The organism is Pleomorphovibrio marinus, assembly GCF_003347495.1.
In the GTDB taxonomy this organism is placed as follows: domain Bacteria; phylum Bacteroidota; class Bacteroidia; order Cytophagales; family Cyclobacteriaceae; genus Pleomorphovibrio; species Pleomorphovibrio marinus.
On record NZ_QCXY01000013.1, the window covers coordinates 112,592 to 125,992 of the forward strand.

The 13,401-nt window shown below is 40.9% G+C and carries 11 protein-coding genes; 3 read left to right on the top strand and 8 right to left on the bottom strand.

Features of this window, described 5'->3' with window-relative positions:
- Positions 1-2: 2 nt before the first annotated feature.
- The 6 genes from recJ to DB520_RS24250 form a co-directional block, all read right to left on the bottom strand.
- Positions 3-1,703, bottom strand: a complete 1,701-nt coding sequence (recJ, locus tag DB520_RS24225) for a single-stranded-DNA-specific exonuclease RecJ (RefSeq protein WP_114752373.1) — start codon at positions 1,701-1,703, stop codon at positions 3-5.
- A 112-nt stretch (positions 1,704-1,815) separates the two neighbouring features.
- Positions 1,816-2,442: an SPOR domain-containing protein gene (locus DB520_RS24230; protein ID WP_114752374.1), complete on the bottom strand. Its 627-nt coding sequence runs from the start codon at positions 2,440-2,442 to the stop codon at positions 1,816-1,818.
- 261 nt (positions 2,443-2,703) lie between these two features.
- Positions 2,704-4,107, bottom strand: a complete 1,404-nt coding sequence (gene fumC, locus DB520_RS24235) for a class II fumarate hydratase (RefSeq protein WP_114752375.1) — start codon at positions 4,105-4,107, stop codon at positions 2,704-2,706.
- A gap of 104 nt (positions 4,108-4,211) precedes the next feature.
- Entirely contained in the window at positions 4,212-4,697 is a 486-nt protein-coding gene (locus DB520_RS24240; protein ID WP_114752376.1) for a hypothetical protein, read from the bottom strand.
- A 107-nt stretch (positions 4,698-4,804) separates the two neighbouring features.
- Positions 4,805-5,503, bottom strand: a complete 699-nt coding sequence (locus DB520_RS24245) for a response regulator transcription factor (RefSeq protein ID WP_114752377.1) — start codon at positions 5,501-5,503, stop codon at positions 4,805-4,807.
- A complete protein-coding gene (locus tag DB520_RS24250) occupies positions 5,500-7,218 on the bottom strand; it encodes a sensor histidine kinase (RefSeq protein ID WP_114752378.1) in 1,719 nt (572 codons plus the stop codon). Before DB520_RS24250 ends, DB520_RS24245 begins: the two co-directional genes overlap by 4 nt.
- 141 nt (positions 7,219-7,359) lie before the next feature.
- On the opposite strand from DB520_RS24250, the gene lysA reads away from it, so the two are divergent.
- The 3 genes from lysA (at position 7,360) to DB520_RS24270 (ending at position 10,937) form a co-directional block, all read left to right on the top strand.
- Positions 7,360-8,592 (top strand): diaminopimelate decarboxylase, encoded by a 1,233-nt coding sequence (lysA, locus tag DB520_RS24255; RefSeq protein ID WP_114752379.1) that lies wholly within the window; start codon positions 7,360-7,362, stop codon positions 8,590-8,592.
- Positions 8,593-9,041: 449 nt separating this feature from the next.
- A complete protein-coding gene (locus DB520_RS24265) occupies positions 9,042-9,284 on the top strand; it encodes a hypothetical protein (protein ID WP_232835130.1) in 243 nt (80 codons plus the stop codon).
- 120 nt (positions 9,285-9,404) lie between these two features.
- Positions 9,405-10,937, top strand: coding sequence for a cryptochrome/photolyase family protein (locus DB520_RS24270; RefSeq protein ID WP_114752381.1), 1,533 nt, complete (start codon positions 9,405-9,407; stop codon positions 10,935-10,937).
- Between the two features lie 12 nt (positions 10,938-10,949).
- Here the strand turns inward: DB520_RS24270 and DB520_RS24275 are convergent, their stop codons facing one another.
- Entirely contained in the window at positions 10,950-12,362 is a 1,413-nt protein-coding gene (locus tag DB520_RS24275) for an aldehyde dehydrogenase family protein (RefSeq protein ID WP_232835131.1), read from the bottom strand.
- A 441-nt stretch (positions 12,363-12,803) separates the two neighbouring features.
- On the bottom strand, positions 12,804-13,388 hold the full coding sequence (locus tag DB520_RS24280; RefSeq protein WP_114752383.1) for a precorrin-2 dehydrogenase/sirohydrochlorin ferrochelatase family protein: 585 nt from the start codon (positions 13,386-13,388) through the stop codon (positions 12,804-12,806).
- Between the last annotated feature and the right edge of the window lie 13 nt (positions 13,389-13,401).

Genomic DNA, 13,401 nt, shown 5'->3' on the forward strand with positions numbered 1-13,401 from the left:
TTTTAATCAAATTTTATATCCTTCACATTTAATTGAAGGGTGCTGAGGTCCCGAAATGTGTTTTCCCTCATTTCAAATGCAATATTAAACCGCATTTTACTCTTAATGAAATCATAGTATTTGGCAAACCCAAAACCTATGCATACTGGCCTTGTTTCTTGTCCATCTTGCACGATTTCAAATCTCAAATGTTTTTCTTTCAAAATCCGAATGTTTTCTGCATATACCTGATAGGCGCAAAATATGGGTTCAGGATTTCCTGGGCCAAAAGGAGCCATTTGTCTTAGGATGTTATAAAACTTAAAATTAATCTGATCAAGTAGCAGCTCGTCATCAATTTCCAGGGTAGGCCTTAGGTGGTTGTCTTGGATCCGGGCACTAACTTCTTGCTCAAATCTTTCCTGAAATGCAGGTACATTTTCTACAGAGAGGGTGAGTCCCGCTGCATATTTGTGCCCCCCAAACTGCTCCAATAGATCACTGCAGGCGGCAATGGCTTCATAAATATCAAACTCAAACACCGACCTTGCACTTCCTGTGGCCTTATTGTTGGACTCTGTCAGGATTATGGTTGGCCTGTAATATTTTTCTATACATCTGGATGCCACTATTCCTATCACCCCTTTGTGCCAATTGTGCTTATATAGGACCGTACTTTTCTTGGACCCATTGGCCTCTCGAATTGCAATCATCTGAAGGGCTTCACGAGTGATGTTTTCATCAAAGTTCTTTCTCGTGCTGTTAACATCCTCCACGAGTTCGGCCCTTCTAACGGCCTCGTCCAAATCCTTGGATAAAAGTAACTCTACGGAAGCTTTGGCATGTTCTATTCTGCCTGAAGCGTTTATCCTTGGGCCTATCTTGAACACAATGTCTGTGATGTCTATATCCTTTGCAACCTTTCCTTTTAAGATCAAGGCCTTCAGCCCTGGCCTAGGGTTGTTGTTGATCCTCTCTATCCCGTAGAAAGCAAAAATCCTGTTTTCGCCTTGAATAGGGACAATATCCGAAGCAATGCTGACGGCAAGCAAATCCAAATAACCGTACATTTTGTCCAGATCCCTGCCAGTGCGTTGGGAAAAGGCTTGGATCAACTTAAACCCTACCCCGCACCCGCTAAGCTCTTTAAAAGGATAGTCACAATCCCTCCTTTTTGGATCTAAAACCGCTACCGCATCTGGGAGGACTTCCCCAGGGGTATGGTGATCACATATGATGAAGTCCAGACCAAGTGAATTAGCGAGCTGGACCCTGTCGATGGCCTTTATCCCACAATCCAGTGACACCACTAATCTAAAACCATTTTCGGCAGCATACCGAATACCTTTTTCGGATACACCATATCCTTCTTTATAACGGTCAGGAATATAAAAATCCACCAAATCATAAAATTCAGAAAGAAACCCTAAAAACATGGCCACAGATGTGGTCCCATCCACATCGTAGTCACCATAAACGAGGATTTTTTCCTTATTTTCAATGGCACTCTGCAGTCGGGTTACCGCTTTTTCCATGTCCTTCATCAAAAAAGGATCGTGGAGCTTGTCGAGGTCAGGACGGAAAAAGTTTTTGGCCTTTTGGAAATTGTCCACACCCCTGTTGACCAAAACGTTGGCCAACGTTGGGTTTACATTTATTTCTTGACTTAGCAGTTCCACTTTTACAGCTTCTGCCTTATCTTTAATTTTCCACCTAAAGTCCATAGTGACTAAATTACGAAACAATAGGCTAGTTTGCTGAAAAATGCAGACAATTGTTCTAAAGGGAAAAGCTTTAAAAACCTAATAGGTAAAAGATCAGGGTCTTACCAAATATTTAATCTAAAGTAGAAAGGACCTCTTTTAGAGGAACCCTATTGCCATCTTTAAAAGGAACTACCCAGGCCCCTTTTAGCCCTAATTTCCTCAGCTCTTTTTTTAACTTATCGGCTTCCTCGTAATCCCTAAAATAACCGACCAGGTATTTTAAGAAGCCATCTTCCATCGTGATATCCAGATTTGGGCTCCCTTGTGCGAAGGACTGGGCATCCTTTTCTTCAATGGCTCCTATCTGAACCCTAAATGCTACACCCTCATTCCAACGATCCTTTTCTTGATTGGTAGTGGCCTCATCTATTTGGCCATCATTTGCTTTTACCTTTTGTGAAAGGGATTGATTTTCTTTCTCAAGTTGACTTAGGCGGTCTCTTAGGGTACCGGTACTTTTTTCTTGCTGCTCAAGTTTGCGCTCAAGGCGGGAATTAGCATCTCTTAAAGAATCTTCCATGGAAGCCAATTTTTCCTTTTCCTCTACCATTTGTTTTAGCTCCTCCGGACTCAGTGCTCTCCGTTCCCTTTTCCACTTTTTCTTTTCCTCTTTAGAAAGCTGTGCTTGGGAAATAAAGGGGATCATCAAAAACACCAATAAAGTGAAAATAAATAGATTGTTTAATTTTGGTTTCATGAGACAAATAGTTGGTAGTTAAGAAAATGACTATTCAATAAATGAAAGTTAACAAAAAAAACGCAAAAAACGGGCTGATTTGTTCTTTTAAGGCAATGAAATCGAGCCTGCCTGGATGGCAGTCAGGCATGAGGAAAACCTCACACGGTGGGATGATTAAGATTGCGAGATTCTCCCGAAATAAATTCCCCGAAACGAGTTCGGGGCAAGCTATATGACCGCTGAAAAGAAAAAGGGGGCCAGTTTTGTGGCCCCTTAGTATCAATTTTTAAGACCACCCGTCATCTCTTCGGGCTTTACCCAGGTGTCAAATTCTTCACTGGTCAAAAGCCCAAGGTCGATTGCAGCTTCCCTTAGACTTGTTCCTTCTTTATGGGCTTTCTTAGCAATATTAGCCGCATTTTCATAACCTAAATGTGGGTTTAGTGCTGTCACCAACATTAAGGAATTTTCCAGATGGCGTTTTATAAAGGGTTCGTTTGGAGCTATGCCCACCGCACAATTGTCGTTAAAAGAGACACAGGCATCCCCTAACAAGGTAGCAGAACTCAGCAGGTTATTCACCATCATAGGCTTAAAAACATTGAGCTCAAAATGCCCATTTGATCCTCCAACCGAAACTGCAGTGTCGTTTCCTATAACCTGTGCACATACCATAGTCAGTGCTTCAGCCTGGGTGGGATTGACCTTTCCTGGCATAATGGAGGAACCTGGTTCATTTTCTGGAATAAGGATCTCCCCAATGCCAGACCTTGGACCAGAAGATAGCATTCGGATGTCATTCGCTATTTTCATCAAGCTTACCGCCAGCTGCTTTAAGGCTCCATGTGTTTCAACCATGGCATCATGAGCTGCTAGGGATTCAAATTTATTCGGGGCAGTTACAAAGGGAAGTCCAGAGAGTTCCGCAATTTTTTTGGCAACTTTCTCCGCATACCCTTTCGGGGTATTAAGACCAGTGCCCACGGCGGTGCCCCCAAGTGCCAATTCCGACAAATGCGGTAAAGTGTTTTTAATAGCTCTTATGGCGTGATCCAGTTGGGCCACATATCCCGAAAACTCTTGCCCTAAGGTAAGTGGGGTTGCATCCATAAAGTGGGTTCTTCCTATTTTTACCACCCCCATGTATTTTTCTGATTTGGCCTTCAGGGTGTCCCTAAGTTTCTCCACACCTGGTATAGTAGTTTCCACCACTTTCTTGTAGGCGGCAATGTGCATGGCCGTGGGGAAGGTGTCATTGGAGGATTGGGATTTATTCACGTCGTCATTGGGGTGGATTTTTTTCTTTTCATCCCTTAAGTCCCCACCCATCATCACGTGGGCTCTGTATGCGATGACCTCGTTCACATTCATATTGGACTGGGTGCCTGAGCCAGTTTGCCATACCACCAGGGGAAACTGGTCATCCAGCTTGCCTTCCAAAATCTCGTCACAAACTTTGGCGATTCCTTCCGCCTTTTCCGTTGCCAGTACCCCAAGATCTGCATTGGTGAGGGCGGCAGATTTTTTTAAAACCGCAAAGGCATGAATGATTTCTAAGGGCATTTGGTGTCTTGGGCCACCGATTTTAAAATTGTTTATGGAGCGCTGGGTCTGTGCACCCCAATATTTGTCGGCAGGCACCTCTACAGGCCCCATTGTGTCTTTTTCTATTCTATGATTCATTTCTTTATATAGATTGATTTTCCTACAATTTTGAAAAGGCTAAAATACAACCTAAGCCTTACATTTCATGGGAAATAGGCATATATTGGAGATTAGATATGGTATCAGTCCTTAAACTGAACATCCAGCATCCGGTGCAATAATCCCTGTGACCTCCTGACTTTTCTTTTAAAATTGCTCCAGGTAAAAAGATAATTGATAGCTCCAATGAAGAAACTCAATAAGGAATATAACCAGTTTTGATGCACTACCAAGAAAAAAATGGTCAATAAGGCTGTGACTACACTCCAAAAACCCAAAAAGAATATTGTGCTTGGGAAAAAACGATAATCTAGAAATAAAATGCTCCCCTTGTTGGTGGGCTCTAGTTTTCCTGCAACAAGGGGTAGGAAACTATCTGCTTTTGCCACTTTCTCAGAAATAAAAAAGGAATAGCCCTTAATTTTGCCAGTGAATAGGAAGGAGGATCCGGTTTGAGGGATGGAATAGGACATGCCGTCTTCCTGTTCTGTGGCAGAGGAGACTCTTTCCAACACTTGATCAGCTTCCAGCCTTGACACTAAAACTTCGGAATATTCAGGTGTACGCATTAAATTCAAAGACTTTTTTGGTTTACCCCGCACCCACACTGCCCCTTAACTACGGAGATTTTAAAGTGTTTATTTGGATAAGAACAGCAAAATCTGTGCTGAGATTTTCAGGACTCCTGCTGCTCCACCATTTTGAAGCCTTCACCATGAAGAGTAATGATCTGAACCTTGGGATCCTCTTTGATTAATTTTCTGATTTTACTAAGATAGACATCCATGCTTCTGGCATTAAAATAACTGTCGTCTCCCCAGATTTGTTTCAAGGCATGGGAACGGCTTACCGTCTGGTTAAGTTCAGAAGCCAATAGCCTCATCAGCTCATTTTCTTTGGAAGTGAGTTTATGGTTACCTCTCGGGCTTTCAAGGAGTTGCCGGTCGTAATGAAGGGTGAAATCCCCAAAATTATAAATTTTCAACTCCTTCACCTCTTCTTTAACCTGAGTACGCCTTAGGATAGCAGTAATGCGGAGAAGGAGTTCCTCCATACTAAATGGCTTAGTGATGTAATCGTCCGCACCGATCTTTAGTCCCTGAATCACATCTTCTTTCAGGTTTTTGGCAGTCAGGTAAATAATGGGTATATCTTCCTCAATCTTTTTGATTTCTTTGCCTAAAGTAAAACCATCCTTTTTTGGCATCATCACATCGAAGATACATAATTGAAAAATGCCCTTTTTAAATTTATTCCAGGCTTCTTCACCGTCTTTGCAGAGTAGGGTGTCATAACCTTTGAGAGTCAGGTACTCTTGTAAGATATCACCTAAGTTTGGGTCGTCCTCTGCAAGAAGAATTTTTATTTTACTCATTGTTTTTTGGGAAGATTAATGGTAAATGTACTTCCTTTTCCAAAGTCACTGTCCACATAAACCGTACCTTTATGTGCTTCAACCATGGTTTTGACATAAGAAAGGCCTAAGCCAAATCCCTTAACATCATGGACGTTGCCCGTAGGCACTCTATAAAACTTGTCAAAAATCTTTTTCTGGGCATCCTTGCTCATCCCAATACCACTGTCTTTTATGGATATTATTAGATGATCCACGTTTTCTTCCACCAAAATCCTTATACGGGGAGCTTGTTTTGAATATTTGTTGGCATTGTCTAGAAGATTACTCAGTATGTTTGCCAAATGAAATTTGTCACCTTCCATATAGGGGGCATTTGCCTTAAAATCAACCTGTATTTCACCACCCCTTTTTTCGACAATGAGTGAAAACTGTTCTTTTACAGACAGGATCAGACTTTCCAAATTTATTTCCTCGACTTTTAATTTGAAGTCTTTTTTATCCAGAGCCGCGGCCTGTAATACCTGCTCCACTTGAGAGCCAAGCCTCTTGTTTTCATCCTTGATGATTCCTAAGTACTTTGTCCTTATCCTTTCCTCATGCGCCAATTCCGGCTCTTGTAGGGCTTCTATGGCCAGACTCACCGTGCTGATGGGTGTTTTAAACTCATGGGTCATGTTGTTGATAAAGTCATTTTTTATCTCCGAAAGTTTTTTTTGCTTTATAATTACCTGAACTGCGTAAATAAAACAACAAACAATGATTCCCAGAAAAACAAGAGAACTCAATAAGGGCAACCAAATCTGTTGTAATAGATGGCTTTTTTGATTCGGGAAATTAATAACTAAAAAATTGCTGAAGCCCATTAAATCACTGGGGAAAAGTTCAGCCCTAATTTTGGAATTTATTAGACGGTTTTCATCATTAACATTGCCCACACTAATTACCTCTTCCTGCCGGGAATCAAGAATTCCCAATTCAAATGGTTGGTGTATGCCACGTTTGTGAAGTTGGTCCTGGATTTCTTTTTTCACCACACTCGTATCTACACGTGCCAGTATATGTTGTTTGCTTTGGGATAGCAATTGATGAATAACCACATCCACTAACTCAAGCTTCATATTCACCTGCATTATGGTCTCGGCGACATTCCTAGAAACATTATATTCTTCTATCATCAACTCCTGTCTGTCCGCAGCATAGGATCTCTTGTTGTAGTTCCTGTCCTGTTTACTGATTAGGTCAAGGTACTTTTCTTTTTCCTGAAGCAGGATTTGCATCTCATCCGGGGTAAATATGGAAGAGGCCTCTGACGGGGGCATGTCTAGGTATTTTTCGATGTCCTCAAAGCTCTTCACCTCGCCTTCCTTGGTAGCGATTAATTTTTGGAAGGTTTGCGAAATTTGGGGAATCGGCTGTCTCAGCAAGGAGTCAACCATGGAAGGTCTTTTTACCGCTACTTGTCTTCTTGTGATCTGAAGCTGGATGGGTTCGATTTTTTGAAATAGCGTTTGTCTGAAAATGGTGTCCCTGGCCAGTGATTTTAGAAGTATTTCACTGGTTTCACTTTTTTCCAACTTGTCGGCGGTATACGCCATGGCCTGAAAGACGTTTTGTTCAAAACGTTCCCTGTTTATCTTTAATACGTTGGTCACCCAATAGAACTGAAAGCCCATTAGCCCAAGGCAGGCCAAGGACATCAATAGGATGATTATGTTCATATTAGTCTTGGACATAATGCAAAAATACTATTTATAAGTCAGCCAATGAGAAGGTTAACTTTTTTTAACACTAGGAAGCAAGAGTGTATGGAAGGTTTAGCTCCTGCTTTTTTTTTACAGCTCTTTACTTATCTTTGCTTCCTCAAAAAATAGACCATGCAAGTCATAGATCAAAAATACAAGATTCAAGGCATAAATTTGACAGATTTGGCCGGAAAATATGGCACACCGCTATATGTGTACGATGGCGAAAAAATCCAATCGCAAGTAACTGCGCTGAAGGAGGCCTTTTCCACCGTGAAAATGAGGATTAAGTATGCCACCAAAGCCTTGTCAAACATCAATATCTTGAAAGTCATAAAAGACAGCGGAGTAGGGGTAGATGCCGTATCTATTGAGGAAATAAAATTGTGCTTGCATGTAGGTTTTGAACCTAAGGACATCATGTATACCCCAAACTGTGTTTCTTTTGGGGAAATCCAGGAAGCAGTAAGCCTGGGGGTAATGGTGAATATTGACAATATTCCAATGCTTGAGCATTTTGGGAACGAATATGGCGATAGCGTTCCAATTTGTATACGCTTAAACCCTCATATTTTGGCAGGAGGAAATGCAAAAATCTCTGTTGGCCACATAGACAGCAAATTCGGGATATCCATCCTCCAGTTAAAGCATGTTCTTAGGGTTGTGGACGCCTATAACCTTAATGTGATCGGGCTTCATGTTCATACTGGTTCCGATATTTTGGATGCGGAAGTTTTTCTGAAAGGCGCAGAAATTCTTTTTGAAGCTGCAAGGGAGTTTAAAAAGTTGCAATTTTTGGATTTTGGTGGTGGATTCAAGGTTGGTTATAAGCAAGGGGACATTACGACGAATATAAAGGAACTCGGAGAAAAGGTTTCCTTGGCTTTTAGGGAATTTTGTGAAGAATACGGCAAGGAACTGGAAATCTGGTTTGAGCCTGGAAAATTTTTGGTCAGCGAATGCGGAATACTTCTGGTGAAGGCAAACGTGATTAAATCAACTCCGGCGACTACCTTCGTGGGGGTAGATTCAGGCTTGAACCATCTGCTCAGGCCTATGATGTATGATGCCTATCACGATGTGGTAAATGTCTCCAGAGTGGAAGGCCCCGACCGGGTCTATACCATCGTAGGCTATATCTGTGAAACGGATACTATCGCCGCTGATCGCAGGTTGAAAGAGATCAAAGAAGGAGACATTATTGCAATCAAAAATGCAGGGGCTTATGGGTTCAGTATGGCTTCCAACTATAATTCAAGGTTAAGGCCAGCTGAGGTACTCTTGTTGAACGGCAAAGACCACCTTATTAGAAAAAGAGAAACCTTTGATGATATTTTGAGAAATCAGGAATTGGCAAATTGGTAGTTGCTAATAGCAACATCCTATTTCTGAAGTTAATTTTCTCCAATTTAACATTGGTTTATATTTTGCGTATTTTAATTTACAAATGGCGTTTGTTTGCTGATAAAAAATATTTTCTAAATTTTTCATTTTTTTATATTGCTAATTAGGGTTTTATTTTATTAATTATCCTTATATGGATTATATTAAAAATATCATTTACCTATATATGAGATACATAAAATATTATTTTTAAAATCAAAAAACAAAATTATTTATTTGTAAAACAAAAATCTTGGTTAAAAAAGACCTCGGTCTTGATGCTGCTTTTAATCTTTGCCTCTTTGACATCCAGGTTGGCAAAGGGATACGTAAATATGTCCAAATCAAAATTTGAAACGATTGCTAGTGAGCTTGGAGATAGGAGGGGAAGATGAAAAATAGCAAAAAACCTGGAGACAAACATGACAATAATGGCATCTAAAACAAAGGCAATTATGCAGATTCAGCTAGATCAGAACGATGCGGACAAGATTGGGGACGATCTGCTCGAATATGCCGAAACACTTTGTCAAGCACTTGGTATGGACTGTCAAAGAATCACCAATGAGATGACTAGTGGGGACCTATCCCATCTAATCGAAACTTTTAACAAGTATTTTGGTGATTACATTGAACTTTTGAACGTAGACCAAGCGGTGTTTACCAAAAAGTAATAGAATTAACAGCTTTTTTCTATCTCTTTTTTAGGCTTGAAGCATCTCATTTAAAATTGCCCGGGAATTTTTAAACATCCCGGGATTTTTTTCGCTTATGTTTCCAAAAAGCTTTGGGAAATGGCAAAAGTACTTCGTTTAATCTTGGGGGATCAACTCAACCAGCTACACAGTTGGTACCGGGAAGATACCAAGGACGTGGTATATGTGATGATGGAAATCCGTCAAGAAACGGACTATGTGGTTCATCATATTCAGAAGATACTGGCATTTTTTATGTCCATGAGGAATTTTTCTGAAATGCTCAAAGGCAAGGGGTTGGAAGTGGAATATCTTACCCTTGATCACAAAGAAAACCTTCATAAACTAAACGAAAACCTTCTTTTTCTGATCGAAAAGTACGAAGTAAGCAAGTTTGAATACCAGTTGCCTGATGAATTCAGGTTAGACAGTGAACTGAAGGCCTTTTGTGAAAAGCTTGAAATTGACTCGAAAGCCTTTGATACAGAACATTTTTTGACTAGCAGAGGGGACTTATCCCGATTTTTTAAAGGAAAGAAAAATTACCTTATGGAGTCGTTTTATCGGCACATGAGAAAGGAGTACGATATCCTAATGGATGGGGATCAACCCGTATCCGGTAGATGGAACTACGATGAGCAAAATAGAAAAAAGCTGAAGGATACTTCTTTACTAAAAAACTTGCCAGAGGAGGGGCTTGATGTTTCAGAGCTTATTTCACTACTGAGAAAGGAGAATGTAAAGACCATTGGAGGCCTGAGCGACTCGTCAAAGTTAGATTGGCCCTGCACCAGAGAAAGCGCCTTGAAATGGTTGGATTTTTTTCTGGAGCAGTTGCTCCCCCGGTTTGGTGACTTTCAGGATGCAATGCATACAGCCTCCCCTTATTTGTTTCATTCCCGCTTGAGTTTTGCCTTAAACATCAAATTAATTCATCCCCTGGAAGTAATACAGGCAGTGGAGAAAAGGTGGAAAAGTGATCCGGATACCTATGGGATTTCTCAAGTTGAAGGCTTTATCAGGCAGATTTTGGGATGGCGAGAATTTATGCGTGGGGTTTATTGGGCAGAGATGCCTGGTTATGCTGCCAAAAATTTTTTTGGAAACAAAAACCCGCTACCAAAATTCTTCTGGACCGGTGAAACCCAAATGAACTGCTTGAAGCATAGTATCGGTCAATCCCTTAGTCACGCCTATGCCCACCATATTCAAAGGTTGATGGTCACCGGGAATTTCGCTCTATTGGCGGGTATAGACCCAGACGAGGTGGATCAGTGGTACTTAGGTATATACATTGATGCTGTGGAGTGGGTGGAAATCACCAATACAAGAGGTATGAGTCAATTTGCAGATGGGGGAATTGTGGGGACGAAGCCTTATGTGTCCAGTGCCAACTACATCGATAAGATGAGTGACTATTGCTCAACTTGCCACTACTCAAAGGCAAAAAAGTACGGGGAAAATGCATGTCCTTTCAATAGCCTGTATTGGGCATTCTATGAGAGAAATAAGGATAAACTTGAAAAAAACCCAAGAATAGGTTTTGTTTATCGCACCCTGGGGAGGCTAAAGGACAAAGACAAGATAATGCAGCAAGCCCACGACTATTTGAAGCAATTGGAGGAACTTTGATCTGGGGCTTTTTTAAACCCACCTTAAAAAGAAATCGGTGATTTTTTTGGATTTAAAGGTATAGGGAGGATAGACGCTTTTTAGTAGGTTTATGGAGGTTCCCTGATGCAAGACAGCTCTTTCATTGGAAAAGGCCTTAAACCCAAAAAAACCATGTGATTTTCCCAACCCACTTTGATTTACTCCTCCAAAGGGCAGGGAGGAATGTCCAAACTGTACCGCGCAATCATTAAAACAAACACCCCCGCTACTGGTATTGCTTAGCACATAATCCTTAACAAAGCTTTCTTCAGTGAACACGTACATGGCAAGTGGTTTGGGAAGCTTTCCGATAATAGATACTGCTTCCTCAAGAAGAGTATACTTCAATACCGGTAAAATAGGGCCAAATATCTCCTCCTTCATGATTTCCATATTTTCGTTGGTTTGTGTAAGCACAGTTGGAGAAAAATATAGGGTTTCAAGGTCATGGACTTCCCCCATAAAGCATTTTGCCCCTTTTGATAGGGCATCAGAAATCAAATGCTGTAACCTTAGATGGTGTTGCTTGTTGATGATGCGTGCATAATCAGCACTTTTATTTATGCCTTTATCTTTGTGGTCGTACATCTTTTTCACGGTCTCTGCCAAATGATCCAAAATGGATTCGTAATCCAGATCATTTACCAGCACATAATCCGGAGCAATGCAGGTTTGTCCACAGTTAAGCCATTTTGCCCAGGCAATTTTCTCTGCGGCATCTTTCAGAGAATATCCTCTATCCAAAAGTACTGGTGATTTCCCCCCTAGTTCCAAGGTAATATCAAAGTGGTGCTTCGCAGCAGCCTCCATCATTAATTTGCCTGTCTTGGGACTACCGGTGAAAAACAATTTATCGAAGGGTAGCGTCAAAAGCTCCTGAACTACTGATTTGTCCCCTTCTACTACCGCAACCTCCTCCATGGAAAAAAGCTCTGCCACCATTTTCTTTATCAGCGTGGAAGTGGAGGGCGAAAATTCAGAAGGTTTAAGGATTACTGCACATCCAGCTGCAATAGCAGATATCAAAGGCCCTATGGATAAATTGAAAGGGTAGTTCCACGGGGAGATGATCAAAGAATTGCCCATGGGTTCATAGTGAATAAATCCCTTTGTGCCGATGAACTGAATGGGGGTATTGACTTTTTTTGGTTTCATCCATCTGCTCAGGTGCTTTACCGCATGACTTATTTCATGCAAAACTATGGATATCTCCGAAATGTCCACTTCCGTGGCAGGTTTGGAGAGATCACTATGAACAGCGAACCTTATCTCCTCTTTATGTACTAGTATCCAGGTCTTCAACGCAAGTAGTTTTTCCTTTCTTTCTTTGGGGCTGCTGTTTTTAAGTCTAGGCAAACTCTTCTTTTGCAATTGAAAAAGGGCATCTAAGTTGGGGTTTTCCATGACCATAGGGATTTTTATTCAATATAATGCAAAAACACCTTTATTTACCTCTTTATATTTGTCTTTTGGGGGGCACCACCGACTGCACTCCCAAACATTCCTAACAACCAGACAAGCTTGATTCCTGAAAATCTTGCCCCTATTATCAACCCTGTTGGAGATGTTTTCGGTATGCTCGACTTCAAATTTCCAAAATATGCATTTACTTTTTCTAAGTATCCTCTTGATTTAATTTAAAAAATACCCCAACCTTTTTGTATAAATTACTGTTTATAAGGTATAATTAGAATAAACACACCGTAATCATGTTTTGGAGTATAGATGGGCTGTTTCAAAGGCAAAAATTGCCGGATAGCCAAAAATGGAAAGTTATTAAGAGCTATATAAAAAAGCTCAAAGAGGAAAATGCAAAAAAGAAAGGGGCTTAGGCCCCTTCATAAATTATTCCTTTACCTCTTTTTTAACAAGGCCTTCTGTCAACTTATTAAGTGCATCTACCTTGTATTCAAAATCTCCCTTAAGCGTCTCCCTGTACTTATTGATATTCTCAACCATTGTGTTGATATCCTCGGGGATGGTTTCTTCGAACAACTGCCGCAATCGCTTGGCAGTAGTGGGAGACTTGCCATTGGTACTGATGGCGATTTTTACATTTCCCTTGGTAACAATGCCTCCCAGATAAAAATCACAGTATTGGGGAGTGTCTGCCACATTAACCAATAGATACCTTTCTTTGGCATCCAGATAAATCTGTTTGTTTACGGCTTTATCATCTGTAGCCGCAATCACGATGTGTTTTCCAAGCAGGTATTTTTCCTGATAGGCGTCTTGAATTAAGGTGATCCGCTCATTTTCTGAGGCAATTTGGGAAATTTCTTCAGAAACTTCCTTAGCAACTATGGTGACATGGGCTTGGGGGCTTGATTTAAGAAGGAAAGACAATTTTTCCAGCCCCACAAAACCCGCTCCTACAATCAAGGTGTTCAATTGATTTACTTTCAGAAATATGGGATACAATTCATTCATTTTTGAAACTGTT

What these genes read in the sequence shown, in the direction of transcription:
- recJ (WP_114752373.1), bottom strand. Translation starts at nt 1,703, where the DNA reads ATGGACTTTAGGTGGAAAATTAAAGATAAGGCAGAAGCTGTAAAAGTG.
- DB520_RS24280 (WP_114752383.1), bottom strand. Translation starts at nt 13,388, where the DNA reads ATGAATGAATTGTATCCCATATTTCTGAAAGTAAATCAATTGAACACC.
- lysA (WP_114752379.1), top strand. Translation starts at nt 7,360, where the DNA reads ATGCAAGTCATAGATCAAAAATACAAGATTCAAGGCATAAATTTGACA.
- fumC (WP_114752375.1), bottom strand. Translation starts at nt 4,107, where the DNA reads ATGAATCATAGAATAGAAAAAGACACAATGGGGCCTGTAGAGGTGCCT.
- DB520_RS24270 (WP_114752381.1), top strand. Translation starts at nt 9,405, where the DNA reads ATGGCAAAAGTACTTCGTTTAATCTTGGGGGATCAACTCAACCAGCTA.
- DB520_RS24240 (WP_114752376.1), bottom strand. Translation starts at nt 4,697, where the DNA reads ATGCGTACACCTGAATATTCCGAAGTTTTAGTGTCAAGGCTGGAAGCT.
- DB520_RS24245 (WP_114752377.1), bottom strand. Translation starts at nt 5,503, where the DNA reads ATGAGTAAAATAAAAATTCTTCTTGCAGAGGACGACCCAAACTTAGGT.
- DB520_RS24230 (WP_114752374.1), bottom strand. Translation starts at nt 2,442, where the DNA reads ATGAAACCAAAATTAAACAATCTATTTATTTTCACTTTATTGGTGTTT.
- DB520_RS24275 (WP_232835131.1), bottom strand. Translation starts at nt 12,362, where the DNA reads ATGGAAAACCCCAACTTAGATGCCCTTTTTCAATTGCAAAAGAAGAGT.
- DB520_RS24265 (WP_232835130.1), top strand. Translation starts at nt 9,042, where the DNA reads ATGGCATCTAAAACAAAGGCAATTATGCAGATTCAGCTAGATCAGAAC.
- DB520_RS24250 (WP_114752378.1), bottom strand. Translation starts at nt 7,218, where the DNA reads ATGTCCAAGACTAATATGAACATAATCATCCTATTGATGTCCTTGGCC.